The organism is Gottfriedia acidiceleris, from assembly GCF_004138285.1.
In the GTDB taxonomy this organism is placed as follows: Bacteria; Bacillota; Bacilli; order Bacillales; family Bacillaceae_G; genus Gottfriedia; species Gottfriedia acidiceleris_A.
Map to the genome: position 1 here is coordinate 806,246 of NZ_SCFN01000001.1, position 26,851 is coordinate 833,096.

32 protein-coding genes and 1 other annotated feature are annotated in these 26,851 nt (G+C 33.7%); of the genes, 25 read left to right on the forward strand and 7 right to left on the reverse strand.

The window, feature by feature from the left end; all coding sequences use genetic code 11:
• Positions 1–73 precede the first annotated feature (73 nt).
• The 8 genes from EP747_RS03865 to EP747_RS03895 all read left to right on the forward strand — a co-directional run bounded on the left by EP747_RS03865 (position 74) and on the right by EP747_RS03895 (position 5,386).
• Complete coding sequence (locus tag EP747_RS03865; RefSeq protein WP_056475525.1) at positions 74–406, forward strand: YolD-like family protein; 333 nt, start codon at positions 74–76, stop codon at positions 404–406.
• Between the two features lie 77 nt (positions 407–483).
• Entirely contained in the window at positions 484–708 is a 225-nt protein-coding gene (locus EP747_RS03870; protein ID WP_098234305.1) for a DUF1659 domain-containing protein, read from the forward strand.
• Between the two features lie 17 nt (positions 709–725).
• Positions 726–941, forward strand: coding sequence for a DUF2922 domain-containing protein (locus tag EP747_RS03875; RefSeq protein WP_056475532.1), 216 nt, complete (start codon positions 726–728; stop codon positions 939–941).
• 792 nt (positions 942–1,733) lie between these two features.
• The gene (locus EP747_RS03880; RefSeq protein WP_129688607.1) at positions 1,734–2,573 is read left to right on the forward strand and encodes a Cof-type HAD-IIB family hydrolase; all 840 of its coding nucleotides are present in this window, start codon (positions 1,734–1,736) and stop codon (positions 2,571–2,573) included.
• Positions 2,574–2,806: 233 nt separating this feature from the next.
• Positions 2,807–2,983, forward strand: a complete 177-nt coding sequence (locus EP747_RS24140) for a hypothetical protein (protein ID WP_165346824.1) — start codon at positions 2,807–2,809, stop codon at positions 2,981–2,983.
• Positions 2,984–3,197: 214 nt separating this feature from the next.
• Complete coding sequence (locus tag EP747_RS03885) at positions 3,198–3,644, forward strand: BclA C-terminal domain-containing protein (protein WP_129688608.1); 447 nt, start codon at positions 3,198–3,200, stop codon at positions 3,642–3,644.
• A 177-nt stretch (positions 3,645–3,821) separates the two neighbouring features.
• Entirely contained in the window at positions 3,822–4,316 is a 495-nt protein-coding gene (locus EP747_RS03890; RefSeq protein ID WP_129688609.1) for a DinB family protein, read from the forward strand.
• A gap of 170 nt (positions 4,317–4,486) precedes the next feature.
• Complete coding sequence (locus EP747_RS03895) at positions 4,487–5,386, forward strand: aminoglycoside phosphotransferase family protein (protein WP_165346826.1); 900 nt, start codon at positions 4,487–4,489, stop codon at positions 5,384–5,386.
• A gap of 63 nt (positions 5,387–5,449) precedes the next feature.
• Here EP747_RS03895 and EP747_RS03900 read toward each other — a convergent pair whose 3' ends face one another.
• The 3 genes from EP747_RS03900 to EP747_RS03910 form a co-directional block, all read right to left on the reverse strand.
• Positions 5,450–6,070 carry a class D sortase gene (locus tag EP747_RS03900; protein ID WP_129688611.1) on the reverse strand — a complete coding sequence of 207 codons (621 nt, stop codon included), beginning with the start codon at positions 6,068–6,070 and terminating at the stop codon, positions 5,450–5,452.
• A gap of 3 nt (positions 6,071–6,073) precedes the next feature.
• Complete coding sequence (locus EP747_RS03905; protein ID WP_129688612.1) at positions 6,074–7,126, reverse strand: processed acidic surface protein; 1,053 nt, start codon at positions 7,124–7,126, stop codon at positions 6,074–6,076.
• Positions 7,127–7,271: 145 nt separating this feature from the next.
• On the reverse strand, positions 7,272–7,481 hold the full coding sequence (locus tag EP747_RS03910) for a CDGSH iron-sulfur domain-containing protein (protein ID WP_069033382.1): 210 nt from the start codon (positions 7,479–7,481) through the stop codon (positions 7,272–7,274).
• A 196-nt stretch (positions 7,482–7,677) separates the two neighbouring features.
• Here EP747_RS03910 and EP747_RS03915 point away from each other — a divergent pair, with 196 nt between their 5' ends.
• Both EP747_RS03915 and EP747_RS03920 read left to right on the forward strand, forming a co-directional pair.
• On the forward strand, positions 7,678–8,265 hold the full coding sequence (locus tag EP747_RS03915) for a GNAT family N-acetyltransferase (protein ID WP_129688613.1): 588 nt from the start codon (positions 7,678–7,680) through the stop codon (positions 8,263–8,265).
• Positions 8,266–8,323: 58 nt separating this feature from the next.
• Entirely contained in the window at positions 8,324–9,487 is a 1,164-nt protein-coding gene (locus tag EP747_RS03920; protein ID WP_129688614.1) for an iron-containing alcohol dehydrogenase, read from the forward strand.
• A gap of 38 nt (positions 9,488–9,525) precedes the next feature.
• On the opposite strand, the gene EP747_RS03925 is transcribed toward EP747_RS03920, so the two are convergent.
• Both EP747_RS03925 and EP747_RS03930 read right to left on the reverse strand, forming a co-directional pair.
• Positions 9,526–10,443 carry an alpha/beta hydrolase gene (locus EP747_RS03925; RefSeq protein WP_419179268.1) on the reverse strand — a complete coding sequence of 306 codons (918 nt, stop codon included), beginning with the start codon at positions 10,441–10,443 and terminating at the stop codon, positions 9,526–9,528.
• Between the two features lie 20 nt (positions 10,444–10,463).
• Positions 10,464–10,709 (reverse strand): zinc ribbon domain-containing protein, encoded by a 246-nt coding sequence (locus tag EP747_RS03930; RefSeq protein WP_129688616.1) that lies wholly within the window; start codon positions 10,707–10,709, stop codon positions 10,464–10,466.
• Positions 10,710–11,076: 367 nt separating this feature from the next.
• Here EP747_RS03930 and EP747_RS03935 point away from each other — a divergent pair, with 367 nt between their 5' ends.
• From EP747_RS03935 to EP747_RS04000, 14 genes are all read left to right on the forward strand, one after another.
• Positions 11,077–11,469 (forward strand): hypothetical protein, encoded by a 393-nt coding sequence (locus tag EP747_RS03935; protein ID WP_129688617.1) that lies wholly within the window; start codon positions 11,077–11,079, stop codon positions 11,467–11,469.
• A gap of 200 nt (positions 11,470–11,669) precedes the next feature.
• Positions 11,670–11,908, forward strand: a binding site (T-box leader).
• A gap of 51 nt (positions 11,909–11,959) precedes the next feature.
• A complete protein-coding gene (gene asnS, locus EP747_RS03940; RefSeq protein WP_129688618.1) occupies positions 11,960–13,351 on the forward strand; it encodes an asparagine--tRNA ligase in 1,392 nt (463 codons plus the stop codon).
• Between the two features lie 197 nt (positions 13,352–13,548).
• Positions 13,549–13,803, forward strand: coding sequence for a YqkE family protein (locus tag EP747_RS03945; RefSeq protein ID WP_129688619.1), 255 nt, complete (start codon positions 13,549–13,551; stop codon positions 13,801–13,803).
• Positions 13,804–14,066: 263 nt separating this feature from the next.
• Positions 14,067–15,566 carry a 4-hydroxyphenylacetate 3-hydroxylase family protein gene (locus EP747_RS03950; protein WP_129688620.1) on the forward strand — a complete coding sequence of 500 codons (1,500 nt, stop codon included), beginning with the start codon at positions 14,067–14,069 and terminating at the stop codon, positions 15,564–15,566.
• Between the two features lie 58 nt (positions 15,567–15,624).
• A complete protein-coding gene (locus EP747_RS03955) occupies positions 15,625–16,371 on the forward strand; it encodes an IclR family transcriptional regulator (protein WP_129688621.1) in 747 nt (248 codons plus the stop codon).
• 52 nt (positions 16,372–16,423) lie between these two features.
• On the forward strand, positions 16,424–16,963 hold the full coding sequence (locus tag EP747_RS03960; RefSeq protein ID WP_114343061.1) for a 3-hydroxyanthranilate 3,4-dioxygenase: 540 nt from the start codon (positions 16,424–16,426) through the stop codon (positions 16,961–16,963).
• Entirely contained in the window at positions 16,948–17,985 is a 1,038-nt protein-coding gene (locus tag EP747_RS03965; RefSeq protein WP_205753799.1) for an amidohydrolase family protein, read from the forward strand. The genes EP747_RS03960 and EP747_RS03965 overlap by 16 nt, the downstream gene beginning before the upstream one ends.
• Positions 17,954–18,415, forward strand: coding sequence for a RidA family protein (locus tag EP747_RS03970; RefSeq protein ID WP_069033372.1), 462 nt, complete (start codon positions 17,954–17,956; stop codon positions 18,413–18,415). The genes EP747_RS03965 and EP747_RS03970 overlap by 32 nt, the downstream gene beginning before the upstream one ends.
• Positions 18,416–18,471: 56 nt before the next feature.
• Positions 18,472–19,944, forward strand: coding sequence for an aldehyde dehydrogenase (locus EP747_RS03975; protein ID WP_129688622.1), 1,473 nt, complete (start codon positions 18,472–18,474; stop codon positions 19,942–19,944).
• Between the two features lie 30 nt (positions 19,945–19,974).
• Complete coding sequence (locus tag EP747_RS03980) at positions 19,975–20,751, forward strand: 2-keto-4-pentenoate hydratase (protein ID WP_419179269.1); 777 nt, start codon at positions 19,975–19,977, stop codon at positions 20,749–20,751.
• A gap of 14 nt (positions 20,752–20,765) precedes the next feature.
• Positions 20,766–21,647 carry an acetaldehyde dehydrogenase (acetylating) gene (locus EP747_RS03985; RefSeq protein ID WP_129688624.1) on the forward strand — a complete coding sequence of 294 codons (882 nt, stop codon included), beginning with the start codon at positions 20,766–20,768 and terminating at the stop codon, positions 21,645–21,647.
• A gap of 30 nt (positions 21,648–21,677) precedes the next feature.
• Positions 21,678–22,697, forward strand: a complete 1,020-nt coding sequence (gene dmpG, locus EP747_RS03990; protein ID WP_129688625.1) for a 4-hydroxy-2-oxovalerate aldolase — start codon at positions 21,678–21,680, stop codon at positions 22,695–22,697.
• Between the two features lie 15 nt (positions 22,698–22,712).
• Positions 22,713–23,483: a 2-keto-4-pentenoate hydratase gene (locus EP747_RS03995; protein WP_129688626.1), complete on the forward strand. Its 771-nt coding sequence runs from the start codon at positions 22,713–22,715 to the stop codon at positions 23,481–23,483.
• A gap of 5 nt (positions 23,484–23,488) precedes the next feature.
• Positions 23,489–23,671 carry a tautomerase family protein gene (locus tag EP747_RS04000; protein WP_056475592.1) on the forward strand — a complete coding sequence of 61 codons (183 nt, stop codon included), beginning with the start codon at positions 23,489–23,491 and terminating at the stop codon, positions 23,669–23,671.
• Between the two features lie 487 nt (positions 23,672–24,158).
• Here the strand turns inward: EP747_RS04000 and EP747_RS04005 are convergent, their stop codons facing one another.
• Entirely contained in the window at positions 24,159–24,854 is a 696-nt protein-coding gene (locus EP747_RS04005) for a Crp/Fnr family transcriptional regulator (RefSeq protein WP_129688627.1), read from the reverse strand.
• A gap of 13 nt (positions 24,855–24,867) precedes the next feature.
• The gene (locus tag EP747_RS04010; RefSeq protein ID WP_129688628.1) at positions 24,868–25,968 is read right to left on the reverse strand and encodes a TIGR04053 family radical SAM/SPASM domain-containing protein; all 1,101 of its coding nucleotides are present in this window, start codon (positions 25,966–25,968) and stop codon (positions 24,868–24,870) included.
• A gap of 133 nt (positions 25,969–26,101) precedes the next feature.
• Between EP747_RS04010 and EP747_RS04015 the strand changes: the two genes are divergently transcribed.
• Entirely contained in the window at positions 26,102–26,821 is a 720-nt protein-coding gene (locus tag EP747_RS04015) for a YwiC-like family protein (protein ID WP_129688629.1), read from the forward strand.
• The last annotated feature ends 30 nt before the right edge of the window (positions 26,822–26,851 follow it).

A 26,851-nucleotide genomic window follows, 5' to 3' on the forward strand; every position in this document is an offset into this window, starting at 1 on the left:
GTCCTTTTTCCCCTGCAAGTGAAAGCCACTAGTTCTACCCCGATAAAAAGAGAAGAAAAGGAGAAGAATGCCGATGATTCGTGACCGTGGCACGATTAAATGGACGTCAATGATGTTACCGGAACATGTAAAAATGCTTCGTGATTGGAAAGTATCACAAAATTATGAACAACAAAAAGATGTAGATGAACAACTATTAGAGGAAATGAACCGTCATCTTCAACAGGCAATTCACGAAGATGAAAGTGTACAAATTACTTATTATAAAGATCACTATCACCATAATGTAAAAGGAAAAATAGGAAAAATTAATTTACACCAAAATAGGCTATCTATTTATGAAGAACAAGCTGGATATATGGAGCTGTTATTAAGTGATATTGTGGACGTGAAAATTGGATCTTGAAAATCAAAAAAATAATTAACCATTAACGAAAACTCCCCCCTTATTTTGTACATATACATCGAAAGGGGGAGTTGAAAATGGCACAAATTGCTACTCAACAACTAACATTGTATGTAAATTTACATGCAGGAAAAGATGCACAAGGAAAAATCATTATCAAGAGGAAGGCATATAAAAATGTCCGAGTTGATGTTGATTTAGTGAAGCTAAGTGAAATTGGTAATGCATTAGCATCATTGCAAGATCTACCATTAGTAGAGCTAGAAGTATTAAGCAATGGACTACTTTTAAACAGTCTGTAAAAAAGGAGGAAAGCGATATGATTCAAACATTAGAGCTTAAATTTTTAAATGAAAACGAAAAGGTTGTTACGCTAACAGTAGACAATCCAACAATTCCAGTTAATCCAACATTAATCAATCAAGTAATGGATAAAATTGTAGCAAACAACGTATTCACTTCTACAAGTGGAATTGTCGTAGCCAAACAAGGCGCACGCCTGGTTGGTAAGGAGATTATTGAGATAGAGTTATAAGCTTCTATTAAGGTTAGAAAATGAGTTTTGTAGGCAGTCTAAAGACCTTCTGAAATGCAGAAGGTCTTTTCAGATTGGTGAAATATAGCATTGTCAAATATTCAAAAAATACGAACACTAAGTGAGCTTTGTTGATAAATTTGTGAACTTCGTTGAGATTTTTGTTGTTAAAATCTTCTGTTCATGGTTTGAATATTAATTCAGGTTATTGAACTTATTATCTGTAGTTTCGCCGATTTTTATTGGAGATTTGATCTTTTACAATTTACCAAATTTTTTAGCTGTTTAAGCTTTTTATTTATACTTCCTTAAAATACTCAACTTTAATTGGTGATATCATTTTTGATATATTGTTTATTTATTTATAAATGAGTCAATACAGAATAGAGGTAATAAGATAGTTTAGTTATATGTTAATTTTTATGTGTGTAAGTGATAATGTAAAACTTTTTTTGTTGAAGGTTGATTGGAGCGGATGTTGCTCGACTCCTATGGGAGATGCGGGAAGGCTGAGACCCCGCAGGCGCGCCGAGGAGGCTCAGGTCTCGCCCCATGGAAAGCGAGCATCCTGCAGTGGAAATCAACAAGATATTACTTATTTAATTGACAAATGCTTTTTTCAGTAGCATGTGGAGACCTTCTGAAATGCAGAAGGTCTTTTTTTGCGTTATAATAATAAGGAATGAAATCATAAAATAGAAAATAGTTAAATTGTAATAAGAATGCTTTAGTAGAATTGGTGAATAGTTAGCATTCAGATTATAAGAGAATAGTAGAAAAGGAGAGAACGACATGGCACTAATTGCAATTGATATGGATGGTACACTGGTAAATGGTAAGAATGGAATACCAATGGAAAATATTGAAAGCATCCGGGCAGCACAAAAGGAAGGAATCCATGTTGTCATTTCTACAGGTAGAATGTATGAAAGTGCGAAGGAAGTATTAGATGAAGCTGGTCTAACTTGTCCGATTGTCTGTTTAAATGGCTCTCAAATATATGACTATGAGGCGAAAATTTTGCACAACGATTCAATGGATAAAGAAATTTTTGCGAAAGCCTTAAGCATATGTGAAGTAGAAAATAAAACATTTATTATTAGTACTAGTGAAGGATCATTTACAAAGTGTCGAGATACACTATATGATGAATTTTTTACTGATAAGCAAACTGGCAAGACACAAAAATTGACAGCTACTTTAAGAAAGGTTCGAACTTACTCTTCTATTGAAGATTTTAATGATCTTGATGTATATAAAATATTATTTCTTTCTAAGAATGAAGAGGTTATTAGTCGCATTCGTCTAAAACTAATGCAAGAAGAGGGACTACTAATTACTTCGTCAGGCTCAAATAACGTTGAAATTAATGCAGCAAATGTAAGTAAAGGAGCGGCATTATTAAAGCTTGCAACAATCCTTGGAGTAGATTTAAATGAGAGCATGGCAATTGGAGATAGTTTTAATGATGTCTCTATGTTTAATCGAGTAGGTTTTCCAGTAGCTATGGGAAATGCGAAAGAAGAGCTAAAAGGCTACTGTACATTTGTTACAAAAACAAATGAAGAAGCAGGGGTAGCCCATGCAATTTATCATTTTTTAGATCAAAAACAAAAATTAAAGCAAAGTTAATTAAATTCAGTTTGTAGACTGGCAAAAGAGGGAGTTCAAAAGCAAGGTGCTTTTGAGACTCTCTTTTTTTATGGAAAATGTTGCTGATTTTCTACCATTTGAAATAGTTCCTTTTTGCATTCTTTCCATACTTAGTAGACACTTCTTATTCCTTTGCCCAATTTTTAAAGACATAAAGATTGTATAGGCTAACATAATCTAAATATAAACTATAAAGGATGTGGAGTGTTAAGATGGATACAGCATTAGGTATATTTCCAATCATTATTATGCTTTTTTACATTGCAATTCCTATAGGTCTTATAGTAGTATTCTCCTACTTCTATAAATTATTTAAAATCCGAAACGAGGAATTAAAGAAGCAAAATGAACTATTAAATCGGATTGTAAATGTACTAGAGAGGTCATAGACTTTTGCAATACTATGATTTAAAAGAACTTAGTCAGTTGATGACTAAGTTTTTTTAAATCTATTAAAATTGAAAAAAAGTAAAAAACTAGTGGACATACTGTAACGAAATGAAAAAACTTTCATATTAATAAAATATATCAACAAATATAGACAAGCCTTTAATATGTTACTCCTAAGAGGATTTATGTCTAATAATAAGAAAAGGTGATAGTATGAGATATCCAAGACCGCCAAGACACCATTTTCCACCAATACCTCCTGGCGAAAGTTTTGCATTTGTTACTAATAGTGGTGGAACAGTTTCCGTTATAAGAGAAGGTACAATTGTAACTTTTCCATCATTTCAGTATTTAGGTGAAGGAATCACAATTGATCGAGCAAATGAGCGATTAACAGTTGAGGCACCAGGTAATTACTTTATTACTTATACAGTGAATTTAAATGCACTGTTAGACGTATCTACAAGAATATTAGTAAATGGTAGACCTATAAGTGCATCAGCAATCGTAAATGAAGTGAATAGATCCATTTACGGTAGTCAAATGATCTTACCATTAGATGCTGGAGATACAATTTCACTTCAACTGTTTGACTTTGTTGGAGATGTTAAGCTGTTACAAGGCGCTGGAGCAACAATAAATATATTCAGAGTTCATTAGTACAAGATTTAATCGTTACTCCTCAAAAGATTCCCTATTCCGTTACAAGAATGCACTACTTTTTAAAAAGTAGTGCATTTTTTAATAGGTTAAAATCATAAAGTAATAAAGGTGAATCTAGTAATAACCACGAAAGTACATATCGTAAAGTATAAATTTAACAAGGGAGAATGATCTATGAGTAAAAAAGAATTTTTATTAGATCAATTAGAAGTCTGTCGAAATGTTGAAAGTTGGATTCAACCTTTAAGTGTGGCATTGGAGAATTTAAGTTTAGAGGATATAAGTTGGAGACAAAATGATTTTACTCATACGATCGGTGAAATCGTATACCATCTGTATTTTTATAATGAACGATGGTTGAGAAGATTTAAAGGAGAAATACCAATTGAAGTGATTGAAAGTAATGCTTCAACTTTTCGAGAGATGGAAAATTTAACGAGAGAAGATTGGCAGGAGCTTGTTGAACGGTTAGATGAGAATTTAGCGAATTGGCAACAAGCTATAAAAGAAGCAGATGAATCAAAGCTATATGAACCGATTCCAAATTTTCCAGTAGATGCAATCTGGTGGAGAGCGTTATCTAATCTATGTACCCATAATGCTTATCATATCGGGCAAATCCTCTACATACGAAAAGCACAAGATTCATGGGTATCAAAAGAAGAGTAGAGCTAATACAGGTAATAAACAGAAAAATCATTCAATAATTTGTATTGCCGTACAAGAATTCATAGGCTATTTTGGAAAAAGTAGGAATAGACGGAAATGAATAGAAAAAAAGATAAATAAGAGAAAATGGGGAACAAAAGATGATAACACAAAATGTTAGGGGTTACATTTTGAAAAAGTACAATATAAGCGAAGCGAATTTTTTAGGAAAGGGACAAGAAGCGGAAGTTTACTCTTATGATCAAAAGAGAGTCTTAAAATTATATAAACCAACCGCATATTCAAAGCTAGAAATATTAAAGCAATTTTATGAATCAATGAATTCTAGTGATACAAATTTTGAATTACCAAAAATTCACGAGATTATAAAAGAGAAGGACGTTGTTTTAACAATTGAAAAACGAATTGAAGGCAGAAATATTCAAAAAGAATTATCGAATTATGATGAGCAAGTATTAGATTCTTTCTTTGAAAACTATCTATCTACAATATTAAGTATTCAAAGGATTGAATTTGAAAAGCAATTTAAAGGCATCAAATTATTAAGTGATTATGATGAAATTTTTTCAAAAGACTGGAACGATTTTTTAAAACAATCGTTACTAAGAAAAAATACAGAAGTAGATCGTTATTTAAAAAGAGATGTATCAGATTACGATGTGAAATTAAAACGATTAATGGATGCATTTTCAGTTGGATATGAAGGGGAATATGCATTAGTACATGGTGATTATTATCCATCAAATCTATTAGTAAATGCAGATGGGCAAATTAATGGTGTAATTGACTTCGGATTAATGACGTTATATGGGGACCCGTTATTTGATGTGGCATTAAGTTGGATTTTATTTGATTTATATGATGAATTGGGTGAAATAAAGCTAGAAAAATATTTAAATAAAGTAGTTAATCGATTAGGCGAAGAGGTTAGAAGTACAATACATTTGTACGTTCTTTTTTATAGTATCTATTCGGCAAATTTCTTTTCGGAAACTTGCAGTGATGGACACTACCAATGGAGTGTTCGTAATTTAAATAACGAAAAGTTTTGGGCGGCACTTGAAAATTAATGAAAAATATGAAACTACTAATAAAAAAAATGCTCACTACCTGAATAGTAAGCATTTTTTTGTTTATTTATTTACTTCTGATTTGACTAAACCAGCTACAAGTATATAACGCTGTGGTGCATGTCCAATAAAATTAAACGGATAACAAGTGCTTACCGTTAAAGTTGGTCTTGGTTTTGGGATAATAACAGTGCGATCATCTTTATCAACGATACGAATCCTATGAACTTTGTATGTAAATGTACCAGCCGAAGTTTTAACAATTAACGGATCGCCCACTTTTACTTTGCCAAGCTCACGAAATACAGTATCTCGATGTCCAGCAAGAACACTATTATCTCTTTCACCTGGCATCACAGATTTAGCATAATGACCTATTCCTTTTGCAAGCTCATCCTCATCCGTCCCGTGGAAGATTGGTAGAGTTGCTTGAATTCGAGGAATCGTTAATGAACCCATTTCATCGCCAAATTTAGGATAAGTCTTGTAAAGCGGTTCGTCTCTTTTAATTTGCTTCAATTTAGTTGCTGTTTCTGTTTTGATTTCTTTTTTGAAATCATCCTTTGACTGTTTGTACAGTACATAGGTTTTAATTAAAGAATAAGCATTTGTTGTAGCAAAAAATAATCCGACAAGAAAAAGGAGTGCTGCAAAAATAAGTAGAACTTTTCGTTTACGATTCATAGCTTATCGTTTAACTAATACCTTTTTACGTAAAACAACAGCAGTTAACATCATTAACATACCAACCATTGTCCATTCAGTTGTATGAGTTGCAGTAGTTGGAAGTTTACCGCCATTTTCCGTTCTTACTGTAACAGTTGGTTTTGGGTTTTTAATTGCTTTTTGAGTATCTTTAACGATATCTACTATTTCGTCATCACCAATAAGTTCATCTGGTGAAAATACAGCGTCCAATAATAGATTACCAGCGTTATCATAAATCTCTAAATATACTTTTACATTTTCCATAGACTCCATAGAATCATCCATTGTAAGTAATTTAGCAAAAGTTAAAGGAGTTTTAACGCCATTTTGTTCAATGGCAACTTTAATATCAATTTTTAAAGTAGATTGAAGTTCTTTTACGATATTCATTAATTCTACTTTTAATTCAGCTGGTAATTCTTCTGGAGCAGCCTCAGTATCCATTGAGAAAAATTCAGGATAATTTTCTTCTAAAGCAGATGCACGTTCTGCTAATGCTTCTAATTTTGCTTCAACAGCAGGATCATCATTAACAACTTTTTCTAAGTATGCAGATAGATTATTAATCTCATCTTCAGTAATTCCAAACTCTGAAAGAGCAGAAGAAATATCTTCCATAGAAGGGAATTCATCTTCTACACTACCTGACTCATCTTCATCTAAATAAATTAAGTTTTCGATATCAGAAGTAAAATAATACGTATCTAGTAATGATGCATTTTCGTCCATATCATCATAGTAGACTGCTAGATCGATAATTTCATCTTCAGTGTAACCGTACTCATCTAGAAGATCGTCTAAAGTTTTTTGTGTAAGTCTTTCACCTAAAGTATCTTTTAACTCATCAACTGAATCGAAATCAGAGATCGACTCACCGTAGTAAGAATTTAAATAATCCTCTAATTGTTTTTGAGTTAGGTCGATACTAACTAAATAAGTTTTTAATTCATTTGCATCTGGCGCTGCATATGCAGTTACGCCTGGTACTACTAATGCTGCAGATAAAACGACTGAAGCTAATACCTTTTTCATATTGTTTCCCCCTTAATAATGCATTCCCTGAATGTAAAATGTGATTAGATCAGTTTTATGAATGATTCAAATGTAATAAAGGTATGAGGGCATAAGAAAGCCGATTATTTAGAATTGCTCAATAATCGGCGTCAGAAAAATAAAATTATTCTGATTCTTTAGGTGCTCGAACGACAGATTCGAATTTTCCTTTATGAGTACCGTCACAATATGGTAATTTACTTGACATGCCGCATCGACATAATGAGAAAGCTGCTTTTTGCGGATATGTATTACCTTCAGCATCAACTAACTCAACAGTACCAGTGACACGTAAAGGACCATTATCTAAAACCTTAATTTGAACATCAGACATATTAAATTTCCTCCTACACATCTTAAAATTATTATATATTACATTCATGTTAAAATAAATGGGGGATTTTAATAAAATATTAATTTTTAACATGAAATTAATATGGATTTATTATAAAATGAAAAGGTTATTTTTTTATAACTAAAAAAATATTAAAGATAATCTAAGAAAAATTTAAGTTAAGGAGTGACAATTCATGATTCGAATAGCAAAAAAAGAAGATGCCAAACAAATTGTCCCTCTAATTGTACAAGCGATTGAAGATATTGTATTTATGTTAACAGGGACATCATCATACGAACAAGCAACCCCAATTTTAGAATATTATGTCCAATCTGAACAAAATCGACTAAGTTATCATAATTGTTTAGTTAAAGAAATTGAAGGAAAAGTTGTAGGAGTGATTATAGCCTACCATTCCTTGGAATTATCAGTGCTTGATCGTGAAATGCTTGAAATAATAAGTCGTAATTTAAATATGCAAAATGTTAAGGTAGATAAGGAAGCAGATGATGAAGATTTTTATATTGATACATTGTCAGTGCATCCAGATTATCAAAGCAAAGGAATTGGAACTGAATTATTAGAAGGATTACTTTCTTTTGCCAAAAACAAAGGGATTGCACGAGTTTCATTAAATGTTGATCAAGACAAACCTTCTGCTCGCCGATTATATGAAAAAGTGGGATTTAAATATGAGAAAGTTAGATTTATAATGAATCATTCATACGATTATTTAGTGTTCCCATTAAATAAAAAAATATTCGAAACAAAAGTCGTTTAAGATGCATCCTTTCGATTGTTTAAGTTAAAATTAAGTTTGAACAGAAGGAGGGATACATATGAATTTTTTTACATTTGCGAATCCAACAGAATTAATATTTGGTAAAGATAGTGTACAAAAGTTAAAAGAAAAGGCTGCTAGCTTTGGAAAGAATGTTTTACTTGTATACGGTGGTGGAAGTATTAAGAGAAATGGCCTATACGATCAAATAGTAGGTATTCTTAAAGAAGCTGACAAAACAGTTTTTGAACTAAGTGGAGTTGAACCAAATCCGAAATTAACAACAGTTCATAAAGGTATACAAATTTGTAAAGATGAAAATATTGACTTTGTTTTAGCTGTTGGTGGTGGTTCTGTAATCGACTGTACAAAAGCTATTGCAGTTGGTGCGAAATTTGATGGTGAGATTTGGGATGTTATTACACGTAAAGCATTCCCAACAGATGCATTAAAATTTGGTACAGTATTAACGCTTGCAGCAACTGGTTCAGAAATGAACGCTGGGTCAGTTATTACAAATTGGGAAACAAATGAAAAATTAGGTTGGGGAAGTAAATTTAGTTACCCAACGTTTTCAATACTAGATCCTCAAAATACGTTTACAGTTCCTCGTGATCAAACAGTTTATGGATCAGTGGATATAATGTCACATGTTATTGAGTCATATTTCCACCATGGAACGAATACAAAAATTCAAGATCGTTTTTGTGAGGGTATTTTAAAAACAGTTATTGAAACTGCTCCGATCGCAGTAGAGAAATTGAATGATTATGAAGCGCGTGAAACGCTATTATATAGTGGAACGATGGCATTAAATGGAATCTTAAGTATGGGTGTCCAAGGTGATTGGGCTACACATAATATTGAGCATGCAGTTTCTGCAGTAACAGATATTCCACACGGCGGAGGGTTAGCAATTATTTTCCCTCATTGGATGGAATATGTAATGAGCGAAAATGTTGATCGTTTCTGTCAATTTGCAGATAGAGTATTTGATATAAAGCAAGAATCAACGTCAAAAGAAGAATGGGCATTAGCTGGTATTAAAGCTTTACGCACATTCTGGAACCAGATAGGTGCGCCAAGTCGTTTAAGTGAGTACGGAATAACAAAAGAACAACTACCTGAAATGGCTGCTAAAACGGTTAAATATGGTCCATTTGGTAACTTTAAAAAATTAGATCAAGAAGATGCATTGAAAATTTTAGAGGCAGCTCTTTAAGAATAAAAACTGGACAGAGGAAACGCTCTGTCCAGTTTTTATATTGAATAATGGTTAACACCAATATTATTTAAAAAAGATGAAACAATTGAATAGTATTCATCTTTGTTTTCATTCAAACTCATAGCGTGTGCACCATTTTCAGCAATGAATAGTTCTCTCTTATTTTGATTTTTCGCTTCAAATAATTTAAGTGTATGTGTAAATGGAATATAAGGGTCTGGTTTACTATGAACAAATAAAACGGGATTTTTAATATTATGTGTTGCCAGTAAAGGGGAAATATCTTTAATGAAAAATCCATTCCGAAGCTTTAACCAAATGCTAGAAACTGGAAGGATTGCCCATTTAGGAAGTTTATAATCCATTTTCAAACGATATGTAAGTTGTTCCTCAAATGTAGAGAACGCGCAGTCTGAAATATAGAAAGCTGCAGAATCCTCAACAAAACCAGCATATTGTAACATTGTACAAGCTCCCATTGACTCCCCATGAATGCCAAGCACAATCTCACCTTTTAAATCCTTTAAATATTGAACCACAGATTGTAAGTCATATTTCTCATAATATCCATAGCTAGTTGTATGTCCACCTGACTCCCCATGTCGCCTATGATCATAAGTAAGTACATTAAAGCCAAGCTTTAAAAATAGCTCAGCATATTTGATTGAGTTATTCTTATTAACCGTTACACCATGTGTAATAATGACCCAATTATTTGTATCAAAGGCCTCAAACAAGTATCCCCTTAATTCATACCCATAACGAGATTGAATAGAAAAGGGTTGTTTTTGAACAGAACGATACAATCCTTCATCAAATCGGAAATTTTCCAACTCGCGCTGATAAATAAACTCAAGTGAATTTGTTTTCATAAACAAAACTTGCTGCGTAAAATAGTAGCCAACTCCAATAAAATAAACGAGAAAAAGAACAGCTACAACAAGCCAGATCATCATAATAGAACCATCACTCTCTATCCAAAAAGAATATCAAGAATTGTAGTTAACTCACCACGGGTTTTACCTTCTAAAATTGAAGGATTATAAACCTCAACAAAACTGCAATTTAAACAAGAAACAAATAAAAAATGATTATAATCAATATCTAGTAACTTACTTAAACCTGAACCAGACATTGACACTTCTTTAGTTTTAGCGTGAGTATGTTTACATTTCGAACAAACAAATTTATCCTTTAACAATTCTTCTGCTCTAGCCATAAATAAAACCCTCCTTTTTAGTAAAGTGTATCATAGGAAAAAGAAAATTTTGAAATTTAGTTTTTGACAATTAAATCAAGTAATTCGTTAAAATATAATGGGGAAATTGAAATAAAACTTTCTTTAAAGCAGAGTTTATCTGAGATTATAATGGTCATTTTTAGGAGTTTACACATGTAAGCTCTTTTTTTGTGCTAAAAACAAAAAACATCAAAACACGTTAAAGTAACAAACAAAAAAACTGTTCATAGAATAGTAATGTATTGGACAATCATTAAATTTTTTCACTGTATTTTCTTGAATGAATATAAATATCAGCAAATTTTGTTTTTGTAATAGATATCAAACTATTACAAGGGGAATCGATATGAGCGTTGAATTTTTTTCACTATCGCCAACAGCTTTTCAAGTGTTGAAAGCAGGAGGATCACATCCTAAAAAAGTAAAGCGAATTGTGTATGGACAAGCTACATCGGACGCAAATGGTGTAGCGACACTTTATTTTACAGATAATGGGTTAGCCACTGGTAATTCATTGTTAACAGCGATCGACTATGCAGTGGCAAGTGTATATTCTACAAATGTTAATATAAATGCAAGACCGAGAGTGCAAATGAGAGAGAAGAATGTTGCAGGAAAATATGTATCTGCTAATGTAACGAATATTAGTGGTGTAACGGTTCTAGGAATTAGTGTATTAGGTTCAGAAAATCCCGTTAGTGGAGTTCTTGTAGATTTTATGATCTTAGGTAGTTTTTAATAGTTAGGATTTTTAATTTGCGCTAGTTAGGAATGGGTTTGTAAAGGCTGAAGTGAAAAATGTTGTGTATCATATAGATTCAATTAAGTTAAGGTGTTTAAAAGTAGAGATTCCAATGAATATATTTTGGGGGACAACTAGACAAAAGATTATGATTTATGATAAATTATACAAGAAAAATTCCTTTAAAAACTACATATTTTAAATCGATGAAAAGGAAAGTAGTTTTTGCTATATTCGATAGCGAGCTAGGGACGGTGGAAGCCTAGTGATGAAGCATGAATGAAGAACACCTTTGAGTTCTAACCGAAAGGGATCCCTTAAGTAGGCTTAGACGTTACCAGCACGTTATTAACTGGGATAAGCAATGTTAGCTTTAAAGTTGGTCATATTATGACAATTTGGGTGGTACCGCGGAAGTTAGTCTTTCGTCCCTTTTATAGGGATAGAAGGCTTTTTTTATTGGAAAATTAACATAAGGAGGCTAATTATGATAAAGACTGTAGTAAAAGATTTATACAGAAATCAAGAAAATTTTAAAGACAAAACCGTTCAAATTTCAGGATGGATTCGCACTCTTCGTGACTCTAAAACAATTGGTTTTATGGAGTTAAACGACGGTACATTCTTTAAGAGTGTACAAATAGTATTTGAGGACAATCTTGATAACTTCAAAGAAATTACGAAGTTACCTATTAGCTCTACTGTTTTAATAGAAGGTGAATTTATTCCAACTCCGGAAATGAAACAACCTTTTGAAATTAAGGCAACAAAAATTGTGATTGAAGGACTATCAGATACAGACTATCCATTACAAAAAAAGAGACATTCTCTTGAATATTTAAGAACAATCGCTCATTTACGTCCAAGAACGAATGCCTACTCAGCGGTTTTCAGAGTAAGATCTCTTGCATCATATGCCATTCATAAATTCTTCCAAGAAAAAGGATATGTATATGTACATACACCGATCATTACTGGAAGCGACACAGAAGGCGCAGGAGAGATGTTCCGTGTGACAACAATGGATTTGAACCAACTTCCAAAAAATGAAGGCGGAAAAGTGGATGAAGGAGCGGATTTCTTCGGTAAAGAAACTAACTTAACTGTAAGTGGCCAATTAAATGGTGAAGCCTATGCCCTTGCTTTCCGTAATGTGTATACATTTGGTCCGACTTTTAGAGCAGAAAATTCAAACACTGCACGACATGCCGCAGAATTCTGGATGATTGAGCCGGAAGTTGCTTTTGCAGAACTACCAGATATCATGGACCTTGGTGAAGACATGGTTAAGTTTGTCATTAATTACGTATTTGAACATGCACCTGAAGAAATGGACTTCTTTAATAGCTTTATTGATAAAACACTTATTGAAAGATTAAAGAATGCATTAGAATCTGACTTTGGTAGAGTTACTTATACTGAAGCTGTTGAATTATTACAAAACTCTGGTAAAAAGTTTGACTACCCAGTTGAATGGGGAACAGATTTGCAAACTGAACATGAACGTTACCTAAGTGAGGAAATTTACAAGCGTCCTGTATACGTAACTGACTATCCGAAAGAAATTAAAGCATTTTATATGAGAGCGAATGAGGATGGCAAGACAGTAGCTGCGACAGACTTACTAGTTCCTGGTATTGGCGAGTTAATCGGAGGAAGTCAACGTGAAGAAAGAGAAGACGTCCTTGTAGAGCGAATCAAAGAACTTGGTATGAATGAAGAAGATTACTGGTGGTATCTGGAACTTAGAAAATACGGCGGTACAAAACATTCTGGCTATGGAATTGGATTTGAACGACTTGTTATGTATTTAACAGGAATGAAGAACATCCGTGATGTAATACCATTCCCACGTACACCAGGAAATGCAGATTTTTAAATATAAAAATATAAAAATGAACAATAGGATGCTGCGGCATCCTATTGTTTTTATGAAGCACGATCAATCTATAAAAGATATGAGTTTTAGCATTTGAAAAAAGAGAAATAGTAGTTTTATAATATAAGCAAGGATGAAATACTTCTCTTTCTACTATAAATTAATGATAAAATAATGGAAATGGAAGGTGATATAAAATGAAAAAAAGAAAACCACAGCAGCCCGTAAAACCAACGTACGAACAGAAAGAAAAAATATCATTAGGATCATTAATGAATGAAGAAATTCTACAAAAATTAAAAAATACAAAAAAACAATTGCAAGAAAATGAAACGAAGCTAAAAGAGGAAGAAGAAGCACGCATTCGTGAAGAAAAGAGATTACGTGAGAAAAATAAATCATTCGAAGAGTTACTAAACGAGAGTAATATCTCTTGGAAAGACTTTAAATAAGACGCGAAATGGCGTCTTATTTTTTTTGCACGTGGAAAAAATTAATTTAATCATTTTTTTGGAATTTCATATTATGAAATTATTTGATTGTTCAAAATTTTAAAATTTTTTATAGTGAAATTAAGCTAAATAAAAGGTAGTAGGTGGTGCATTAATTTAAGATAGTGAAATCATTCTTTTTGAAAGCGCTTTAAAAAATTTCCGAATTCGATTTAAAAAACAAATGTTAAAAAAATTACATATCGGAGTGGAGGAATTATTAAATGGGTATTCGTACAGGAGCGCAATATATTGATGGACTAAGATCTAGAAAGCCAGAGGTATGGCTAGGTGGAGAAAAGGTAGAAGATATCGTAAACCATCCAGTTTTCAAACAACCGATTCTAGAGATTGCAAAATTATATGATATGCAGTTCGATCCGGCTTATCAAGACAAAATCACACATATTTGTGAAGAAACTGGTGAGCGAATTTCTAATGCATTTTTAGTGCCTAAGTCATCTGAAGATATTAAAAAGCGTGGAGACTTGTTCGAAGCATATGCAAAGTCAACATTTGGTTTAATGGGAAGAACACCAGATTTCTTGAACATTGTTTTAACTTCAATGGCAAGTAATTCATGGTTTTTAGATAAATATAATCCAGAGTGGTCAAAAAATGTCCAAAATTATTTCAAATTTGTTCGTGATAACGACATCTTCTTAACGCACGCAATTATTAACCCACAAAATGATCGCAGCAAGCCATCTTATGAACAAAAAGATTTATTTACTCATCTAGGTGCTGTTGAAGAAACGGTTGATGGATTAGTCGTTAGAGGGGCTAAAATGCTTGCAACATTAGCACCAATTACAGATGAAGTCATTATTTATTCATTCCCTGGATTCCACCAAGGCGATGAGCGATATGCTTTAGCATTTGCACTTCCGATTGACACACCGGGATTAAAAATTTTATGTAGAGAGCAAATGCAAGATGGTAAAAGATCATTTTTTGATCATCCATTAGCATCTAGATTCGAAGAGATGGATGCTGTCCTTGTATTTGAGGATGTGTTAGTTCCTTGGAATCGTGTATTTATTCATAATAATGTTGAAGCTGCAAATAATCTATATCCAAAAACAGGTATTGCACAACAGCCTGCTCACCAGTCTGGCGTAAGAGGCTACGTAAAATTAGCTTTTGCAGTAGAGGTAGCATGCAAGTTAGCTGATTCAATTGGAGTAGATGTTTATTTAAATGTCCAAAATGACTTAGGTGAACTACTACAATCAGTTGAAACAATTCGTGCTTTACTTCGCGTTTCTGAAACAGAGTATGAGACATTACCTTCAGGCGAAGTAAGACCGAAATGGGAACCACTTGAGACAATTCGTGGCTTACTTCCAACTATGTACCCAAGAGCAATTGAAGTGATTCAAACAATTGGTGCAGGTGGCTTATTAATGTCACCTACAGAAGCAGACTTTGAACATCCTGAGCTAAGAGATGCTATGGATAAATACTATGTTGGACGTGAAGGTGTATCTTCTTTAGACCGAGTTCAATTATTCAAACTTGCATGGGATTTATGTGGAGAAGCTTTTGGACAAAGAGCACTTCAATATGAAAGATATTATACTGGTGATCCAATTCGAAAAAGAGCAATTTACTATAACCAAATGAAACGTAAGAAAACATTTAGTATGGTGGATGATGCATTAAACGGAGCAAAAAACTTAAAAGGAGTATCGACTAATCTAGCGAATTCTAAAGTTAACTGATTAATTTTAGAAAGCAGGGATTTTATGAAATTTTTTAGCATCAAAGAGGAGGGATCTAATGATCTCTTCGGTTCAAAAGATTTCTAGAATATTAGATTGCTTTACAGAAGAAGAACCAGTCCTAGGAAATTTAGAAATAGCTGAAAAGTTAAATATGAATGCAAGCTCTGTCCATCATTTAGTTCGAACTCTTTGTGCTGAAGGGATTTTAATTCAGGATAGTAAGAAAAAGTATCGACTTGGTTGGAAGCTGCTTGAATGGAGTAATCACGTTATGTATCAACAAGATATATATAGTGAAGCCATTCCATTATTAGAAAATCTACTTAAAAATTATGATAGTACCGTTCATATCGGAATGTTTGATAAAGGGGACGTAAGATTTGTCTTAAAAGTTTCCTCTAAACATTCGATACCTGTCCCAACATTTATAGGTGCTAAGCGGCCTGCATATTGTACGAGTACCGGTAAAATTCTACTATCATATAATCCAGCTTACTTAAAAACAACGATTGAAAGAGGCTTTAAAGCTTATACAACAAATACAATTACGAATATTGATGCATTAAAAAAAGAAATGACTGCGATTAAAGAGAATGGTTATAGCATTAGCAACAATGAAAATGATTTAGGATTATTCGGAATTGCAGCTCCAATTCAAACATACTCTGGTCAAACTTTTGCAGCATTAAATATGGTTGGACCAGTTTCATATATGATGAGCCAAGACATTGGTCGAATGATTCAGGACGTTGTGAAAACTGCTAAAACAGTCTCAAAACAGCTTGGTTATATTAATGCATAATGATAGCGCTTACTTAAGTTCAAATAAAAATGAATTAATTGGAGGATTAGAGATGAATCTTAAAAGTCGAGTTTTTAATATTTTCAAATTGATTGAGGATAATAAAGAGCTATTAAAACCACCAGTTAATAATAAAGTTATTTGGGAAGATTCAGAGTATGCTGCAATGATCATAGGAGGACCAAATAAACGTAGAGACTTCCATATCGATCCTGCAGATGAATTTTTCTATCAAATTAAAGGCAATTGCTATGTTGAGTGTATTACACCAGATGGAAAGCGTGAAGTGGTAACAGTTGGGGAAGGTGAAATTTTTATGCTTCCTTCTTTTGTTCCACATTCACCTCATAGAGTAAAAGATTCATATGGAATTGTGCTTGAACGAAAAAGAGCAGAAGGTGAATTAGAAAGCTTTGTTTGGTTCTGTGATGAGTGTAATGAAGAAATGCATAAAAAGACAGTTCAATTAACGGATATTGGTACGCAAGTGAAAGAGGCGATTGAACAATTCAATGCTAGTCTTGAATTAAGAACATGTAAAAACTGTGGTCATGTCATGAAAGAGGAAGCGGATGAATGGGTATGCGTATAGACTTTCATACACACATAATTCCTGAGGATTTACCGAATTTTTTTGAAAAATATGGTCATGAAAGATGGCCTATTCTACAACCGACATGTTCATGCGGTGCTAATATTATGGTTGCTGGAAAAGTATTTAGGGAAGTAACTGATCAAGTTTGGAGTCCTGAAAAGAGAATTGAGGACATGAATAATGAAGATGTAACAATGCAAGTGCTGTCGCCAATTCCAGTTACATTTTCATATTGGGCACCAGCTCCAGCTGCATTGGAAATGGCTCAAATTCAAAATGATTTCATTGCAAATACAGTTAAAAAGAATCCTTCAAAGTTTATTGGATTAGGGACAGTACCGATGCAGAACGCTGAAATAGCTATTCAAGAAATGGATCGCTGTATTCATACACTTGGATTAAGTGGGCTGGAAATTGGTACAAATGTAAATGGAACAAATTTAGACAGTGATGAGTTTAGTCCATTTTTTGAAATGGCTGAAAAATGGAATGTCCCATTGTTTATTCATCCGTGGGAAACATTAGCGAAGGATCGTACACCGGATCATAACTTTATGTACACGGTTGGAATGCCGAGTGAAACAGCTTTAGCTGCTGCTAGTTTAACTTTTGGTGGTGTGATTGAGAAATATCCAAAATTAAAGATTTGTTTTGCACATGGCGGAGGTTCATTCCCATTTATTCTACCTAGATTAGATCAAGGATGGAAGGTATGGCCTCATTTGCGCAAAACTGCCTATCCACCAAGTCATTATGTAAGTAATTTCTATTTTGATTCTCTTCACTATGATCCTATTAATATTCAATTTTTAATTAACCGATTTGGCTATGACAAAATTGTGATGGGCTCGGATTATCCTTTCTTATTAAGAGAAACGCCACCTGGAAGAGTTATTAATCAAATGGATATTAATAAAGAAATGAAAGAAGCGATTTTAGGAAAAAATGCCCTAAAATTTTTAAATATTAAGGAGGCAGATTTACTTCATGGAAAACAAAGTATTGACTCCAGAAGATAGATTAATAAGTTTAGGTTATGCACTTAAACCAATAAGACCGGCTTCAGGTAATTATGTAAAGTCTGTTCGTACAGGTAATCTACTATTTACATCTGGTCAAGGTGTAGATGAATACCATGGCAAAGTTGGACGAGAGTTAACGCTCGAGGAAGGATATGCTGCTTCTCGAGAGTCAATGTTAAATTTAATTAGTGTATTAAAGTACGAATTAGGTGAACTTTCAAAAGTAAAACGAATTGTAAAAATATTAGGCTTCGTAAATAGTACAGAAGATTTCTATGATCATCCAAAAGTGATGAATGGAGCTTCTGACCTTTTAGTAGAAGTGTTTGGTGAAAGAGGAAAACATGCCCGATCAGCTGTTGGGATGGCACAGCTTCCACATAATACAGCGATCGAAATTGAAATGGTTGTAGAAATAGAGGATTGAAAAATTTGGTGGCACTCGTGTCACCTTTTATTCTATTAGAATGGTAGGTGCCTATTATGCAAGTTACAGAGAAGAAAAATAAAACATTACCGATCGATTGTAAGCACTTTATTGATGGACAATATATTCCTTCTTTTAATCAAAAAACTTTTTTAAATATTAACCCTGCGACTGAAGAAGTGTTAGGTTCTGTTTCTGAAGGCGGCGAGTTAGAAATTGATTTAGCAGTAAAAGCAGCAAAACGAGCGCTAAAAGGTGAGTGGAAACAATTTACTAGCAATCAAAGAGCGGCAGTATTAAGAAAAATCGGCGACGGAATATTAGCTCGAAAAGAAGAATTAGCGGCTTTAGAGGCAATGGATACTGGAAAGCCATATGATCTTGCTTTAGAAGTTGATATTACTAGATCGGCTCACAATTTTTATTTTTTCGCTGATTATATTACAACTTTAAGCTCTGAGTCCCATATGCAAGATCAAACTGCCTTACATTATACATATCGTAGGCCTGTTGGTGTAGTCGGAATGATTAACCCATGGAATCTGCCTTTATTGCTATTAACATGGAAGCTTGCACCTTGTTTAGCGGCTGGCAATACAGCAGTTATGAAGCCAGCAGAATGGACACCAATGACAGCTACAGTTTTAGCTGAAATTTGTAAAGATGCAGGTGTACCTGACGGAGTTGTGAATGTTGTACACGGATTTGGAGCAAATGCCGCAGGCTCAGCTTTAACAGAGCACAGCGATGTTGATGCCATCACATTTACTGGTGAAACAAAAACAGGTTCAGCAATTATGAAGGCGGCAGCTCCAACGTTAAAAAAATTATCGTTTGAGCTTGGAGGAAAAAATCCAAACATTATCTTTGCTGACTCTGATTTAGACGAAGTGATTGAAACAACTTTAAAATCATCTTTTATGAATCAGGGAGAAGTTTGTTTATGTGGATCTAGAATTTATGTTCAGAGATCAATCTTTGATGATTTTATTAATAAATTTGTCGTGAAAACAAAAGAATTAAAAATTGGCGATCCGTTTGAAGAAGGTACAAAAGTCGGTGCGGTAATTAGTAAAGAACATTATGAAAAAGTATTATCTTATATCGAGATTGCAAAAGAAGAAGGCGGAACTATTTTAACGGGTGGCAGTAGACCAGCATCAATTGAAAAAGGCTGCTTTATCACACCGACAATCATTACTGGATTAAATCGTGATTCTAGATGTGTAAGAGAAGAAATATTTGGTCCAGTCGTAACAGTTATGCCTTTTGATTCGGAAGAAGAAGTGATTGAATGGGCAAATGACACTCATTATGGTTTAGGTGCAACGATTTGGACAAATGATTTACGCAGAGCCCACCGTGTTGCTCATCAAATTGAGGCTGGAATCATTTGGGTAAACACTTGGTATTTAAGAGATTTACGTACACCATTTGGAGGTATGAAGCAAAGCGGATTAGGTCGTGAAGGTGGAGTTCATAGCTTTGAGTTTTATAGTGAATTATCGAATATCACGATTAAATTATAAGAATAAAAAAGGGGGTCAAAGAAAGTGAAGATTACTAGTGTAGATGAGCTAACGATTCTGCTACAAGAAGCAGAAGTGAGTGGAGTTAGTATAAAAGCTTTAACTGAGATTTTTCCTGGATTAACTGAAAGGGAAGCCTATCAAATTCAATTAACAAATGTCGAAGAAAAATTGAAAAAAGGGCAGAAAATTATCGGTAAAAAAATTGGATTAACTTCGATTGCCATGCAGGAGTTATTAGGGGTAGATGAACCAGATTACGGTCACTTACTAACAGATATGAATATTCCTAATTTCGGTGAAGTTCAAGTTGAAAATATGATTTTACCAAAAGTCGAAGCTGAAATTGCATTTGTCTTAAAAAAGGATTTAATCGGTCCCAATATTACATTTGAGGATGTAGTTAATGCAACAGATTATATTGTGCCTGCATTAGAGGTAGTTGATAGTAGAATTGAAAATTGGAAAATTCGATTAGAGGATACAGTAGCCGATAACGCTTCATCATGCTTATTTGTTCTTGGCAATGAGCGTTTCGATGTAAAGGAAATTGACTTACCGAATGTTACGATGGAATTATATCGTAACGAAGAATTGATGAATTCAGGTAAGGGTGAAGCAGTGCTAGGAAACCCAATTCATTGTGTAGCATGGTTAGCCAATAAATTAAGTGAATTTGGAATCTCGCTAAATGCAGGAGAAATTATTTTATCAGGAGCTTTATCAGCTGCAATTAATGCAAATGCTGGGGACTTATTTACTGCGAAGTTCCCATTATTAGGTGAAGTCACGATTTCATTTAAATAAATGAGGTGGTAATTATGAATAAATTAAAAGTCGGAATCATTGGTTCGGGGAATATTGGAACAGATTTAATGATGAAATTACAAAATAATCCATTTCTAGAATTAACAACGATGATCGGAATTGATCCAGAATCTGATGGGTTAAAACGTACAAAGGAATTAGGAATTGAAGTAATCGATAATGGTATTCAAGGATTCATTGAACGAAAAGAACTAGCTGATTTATTGTTTGATGCAACATCCGCAAAAGCTCATTTTCATCATGCAAAAGTACTTGGCGAATTAAAGAAGCGCGTGATCGATTTAACGCCAGCGGCAATTGGGCCATTTGTCGTACCACCTGTAAATTTAGGTTCACATATAGTCGAAGAAAACGTCAATTTAATAACTTGTGGTGGGCAAGCAACGATCCCGATCGTACATTCAATCGGTCAAATTGCAGAAGTTGAGTACGCAGAAATCGTTGCAACAATTAGCTCAAAAAGTGCCGGTCCTGGTACACGTGCTAATATCGATGAGTTTACTGTAACAACGGCTCGTGGACTTGAAGAAATTGGTGGAGCTAAAAAAGGAAAAGCGATCATTATTTTAAATCCTGCAGAACCCCCAATTATGATGAGAGATACAGTTTATTGTAAAGTTACGAATGAAGATTTTAACCATGAAAGCATGATTCATTCCGTTAAGCAAATGGTGAAAAAGGTTCAAGCGTATGTCCCAGGATACCGATTAAGAATGGATCCAATCATAGATGGTTCAACTGTAACTGTTTATTTAGAAGTTCAAGGATCAGGGGACTACTTACCTAGCTATGCAGGAAACTTAGATATTATGACTGCATCAGCAGTAAAAGTAGCAGAAGAGATTGCACAATATGAAGTTGTAAAAACTGTTTAAAAAAGTGCCTAAAGAAAGTGAGGGAGTGCAATGTTTGGAAAAGAAGTCATTGTAACTGAAGTAGCACTTCGAGATGGAAGTCATGCAATTGCTCATTCGTATACAGTAGATCAAGTCGTTCAAATTACGAAAGCTCTTGACGATGCAAAAATGCCTTTTATTGAAGTATCACATGGAGATGGTTTAGGTGGTTCTTCACTACAATATGGTTTATCAACAACAAATGAATTTGAATTGATCGAAGCAGCAGTAAATTCATGTAATCATTCAAAGATTGCTGTCTTACTATTACCTGGTATTGGAACAGTAAAAGAATTAAAAACGGCAGCAAAAATCGGAGCAAAAATGGCTCGTATTGCTACACATGTTACTGAAGCTGATGTTTCGAAACAACATATTACTATGTCTAAAGAGCTGGGATTAGAAACTGTCGGATTTTTAATGATGTCCCATATGGCACCAGTTGAAAAATTAGTAGAACAAGCCAAATTGATGGAAAGCTATGGTGCGGATGTCGTATATATGGTTGACTCTGCAGGAGCGTTTCTTCCACATGAAGTAAAAGAACGCATTGCTGCTTTACGAGGGTCTCTTGATATTGAAGTTGGATTCCATGCACATAATAATCTTTCTCTAGCGATGGCAAATACATTAGTAGCGATTGAAGAAGGAGCTACTAGAATTGATGGAAGTGTACGATGCTTAGGAGCAGGTGCGGGAAATACACAAACTGAAGTGTTAATTGGTGTATTAGAGCGATTAGGAATCAAGACAGGAATTGATTTCTATAAGATGATGGACTTAGCAGAGGAGATCGTTGCACCAATTCTTCAAACACCACAAGAGATTACAAAAGGTAGTCTAATTTTAGGCTATGCAGGAGTGTATTCTAGTTTTCTATTACATGCCAATCGAGCAGCTAAAAAATGGAATGTTGATGCAAGAGATATCTTAATTGAATTAGGAAAACAAAAAGTAGTCGGTGGGCAAGAAGACATGATTCAAGAAGTTGCTTGTATGTTAGCAAATAAAAAATTGTCTGTTTTTTGAGAGGAGAAGAGTTTTATGATAACTGAAATCGCGAATAAAATATATATGCACCAAAAAAAAGGTCTAGAAATGGATAAAATTACGATTGAACATCCAGAATTAAACGTTAATAACGCTTATGAAATTCAAAAATTAAGTATTGATAATGCGATTAAAAATGGTGATCCATTAATTGGTTGGAAAATGGGACTAACAAGTATTGCTAAACAAAAATCTGTTAATGTTGATGAGCCAATTTATGGACGCTTAACAAAATCGATGGAGTTAGAAGAAAATGAATTAAAGATGGAAGGTTCAATTCATCCGAGGGTTGAGCCAGAAATCGCATTTATGATTAACAAGCCATTATTTGGACATGATGTAACTGCAAAAGATGTATGGGAAGCAACTGAGTATATTGTACCTGCATTAGAAGTAATCGATAGTCGATATAAAAATTTCTCATTTACACTGACAGATGTAGTAGCAGATAATGCATCTTCATCGAAATTTATCATTGGTAAACAACAATATTCTCCTACATATACTTCTTGGGATGAAATTAATGTTGAATTATATAAAAATGGCGTAAAAGTACAAAGTGGCGTAAGCTCTGATGTACTAAATCATCCTGTAGAATCAGTCGTAAAATTAGTTCAGATGCTAAGTAAAAACGGCGAACAAATTGAGCCAGGGATGATTATTTTAACTGGTGGTATTACAGAAGCGATCCATGTTGAAGAGGGCGATGTTGTAAAAGCACGTTTTGATGGAATCGAGACAATGACACTACAAGTAACGAGGTAGTACATATGCCAATCATCCAAATTCAACTGATTGAAGGTAGAAGTCCAGAATTAAAAAAACAATTAATGAGAGAAATTAATGAAGTTGTTTGTCGTACATTGGATGTTCAGCCAGCACAGGTAAGAATTTTAATAAACGAATTCGAAAAAGAAAATTGGTCCGTTGGTGGAGTTGCAAAGGACGAATAAAAAAGGCCCCTTTTTTAAGGGGCTTTTTATCTTGTAAAGAATAGATAGATAAAATAAATACTTTTACATATTTTGGAATAGTAAACTTAAGTTTGATGGTTACAATGAAGTGAAATTGTTTGAACCGCTACTAATTTATCAACCATAGCAATTTTAGACATTGAAAAACTGCTCCTTCAAGGGTTGGTTAGTTTAAAAAGGAATTACCTACAAAATATCATATAAAAACATTAATAATGAAAAATTCCTCTTCTATATCCTTATACAAAAGTCAGATGTTTTCTACTCAATGAAGAGCTTTATTAAGCAAGAGTATGAAAAGGCAGCAAAATAGTTTGGAGAATTAAATGTAGTACGAAAATTAGAAGAAAGTGAGAATCAGAAAAGCCTTGATGAGGGTTTTTCTGTTTCTCATGAATACTAAGACATGTCAATAATTTAAGAGAAACGATATTCTAAATTTCAATTTAATTTGCGATTGATATCTTTAATGATTGATTTCGTCTTCTAATTTACATAGATTAATGACGTAAAAATCTTTGCTATCAAGTGAAATGGCATCTTTTTTTCGTAGCTGGGTTAGAGTTCTGCTTACTGTTTCCCTTGAAGTTCCTATCATATTGGCTAGTTCTGTATTTGTGAATTTGGTTGTGATTTTGTAGGAGTCTCCAATTTTCTCGCCATTTGATTTAGATAATCGTATTAAAAGCATAATCACTTGTTCGTATGTATTGTGAAGTATTTTTTCTTCAAGACGATGTTGTAAATCAACAATTTTTTCTCCCAATACTCGAAACATTTTTATACATAGTTCTGGATAACTGATTAAAATTTTCTCAAAATCATTTATTGGTGTTACGATTAGCTGTGCATTTTCAATTACTTCTGCATTTGCAGGAAACGTCCCTTTTCGGAAAAAGCCAGCATGAGGAAACATTTCTCCCTCTTGGAGGACCGATACAATTTGTTCTTTGCCATTCGCATCAGTTTTATAAATTTTCACTGTACCAGTATGGATAAAGAATACTCGGTCTAACAGTTCGTCTTGCATAAAAATGATGGAATGAGAGTTATATTTTCTCGGTGAAGAAATTGAGATAATAGGTTCTAACTCATCTTCTGATAACTCTTTAAATAATGGAACTGTTTGCAGATGCTTTTTAATATCATCTCTTTTTATCATTGGAATACTCCTTTCAAGATAAAACCTTAGGAATATAAACACATGCTGGCTCACTTTCTAAGTAATCACCAGTGAGTGCATAAGCTCTAGAACGAGATCCACCGCAAACATAGCGATATTCACATTTTCCACATTTTCCTTTATATTTATCAGGATTTCTTAATTCTTTAAAAATTGGAGAATAACGGTAAATTTCTGAAAGCGATTTTTCTCTTACATTGCCGGCTTTAATGGGAAGCAGACCACTAGGGAATACGTCACCAATATGAGAAATAAACAATATCCCATTTCCATCATTTACGCCTCTTGGTGCTCTACCCAAGTCGAACTGTCCTGTTTTACCAGCATTTAATGCATCTTGGTATTGAATATTCTTTTGAGTATCTTTATTTTTTCTTATTTTTTCTGAGATGACTACTCGTCGATAGTGCTGTGCAGCAGTTGTTTTAATATCAAAAGGTACTCGTTTGCTTAATTCATTTAGCCAACGGAATACTTTTTCGTGTTCTACCGGTGAAATCATGTCAGTTACTTTGCCTCTTCCTGTTGGAACAAGGAAAAATACACTCCACAATACACAATTTAATTGTTGAATCATATCTGCCATTTCTTCTAAGAAATCGATATTATAACGCGAGATTACAGTGTTAATTTGTAATGGAAGTTCTAACTCGTGAATGTATTTAATTGCATTCATTGTTAAATCAAATGATCCTGAAGTACCTCGGAAGTGATCATGGATTTCGGCAGTTGGACCATCTAAGCTAAATGCCCAACGAGCAAGACCTACTTCTTTTGCTCTTTCAATGGCTTCTTTTGTTACATTTGGTGTAGCACTAGGCGTCATGGAAACGCGCACACCTTTTTGAATCGCGTAAGAAGCAAGAGCATAAACGTCAGGTCGCATGAGTGGGTCGCCACCGGTGAATACAAGCATTGGATTATTCATTTCATAAATTTCATTAATAAGTTTTTTACCTTCATCCAAGTCAAGTTCAAGGGGATGCCGTTTGTACTGAGCTTCAGCTCTGCAATGAAGACAATTGAGCTCACAGGCTCTAGTTAATTCCCATATCACAATAAATGGGTCCTTATCGAAATTAGTCTCAAACATAGATATTCCTCCAATTGTCGGCTTTTACTTTATGATACAGGACAATAATTGAAAGATTAGTGAACTATATCACAGAAAACTCTCAATTGTATCAGTATGATGGAAGAATAATAAGGAGAGTAGGTGTTATATTGTGAAAATAGTAGTTCCAAACCAACACGGTGCTTGGGCAATGCTTTTAATTCCATATATACTTGGAGTTGCCGCAAGTTCATTTCGTTTAATTCATATCCCTTTATTTATTGGTTGGTTTTTTCTATACCTTGCAACCTATCCTTTAATTATGGTGATCAAAGGGAAACAAGTGTCATTTTATTTTAATTGGGCGGTAGGTTATTTTTTCATTTCATTCGTATTTTTAGCACTCGTGATGTTTGTTGAGTGGAGATTAATTTACTTCGGTTTAGCGATGATTCCATTCTTTTTATTAAACATATACTTCGTTAAGAGAAAAAACGAACGAGCCTTTACGAATGACATTGTTGCGATTGGCGTTTTTTGTATAGGTGGATTGGCTAGTTTTTATATAGGGAAGGGGGCACTTACAAGCGAAGGCTGGAGTGTAGCACTCTTAGTATTTTTGTTCTTTTTAGGTAGTACATTTTTTGTGAAATCAATGATTCGAGAAAAAAAGAATAAGAGATTCCGTTGGTATTCATGGGGATACCATTTAATCGTCTTATTATTAATTTTTACTTTAAAAGATTCTTGGCTTTGGATTCTTCCTTTTGTTCCTAGTTTAATAAGAGCAATTTCCTTGCATAATAAAAAACTTACTATTATGCAATTGGGAATCATTGAGATTTTTAATTCTGTTATATTCTTAGTGGCAACTAGTTTTCTATTTTTGTAGATACTGCCCATACCTACTTAAAAGGTTCAA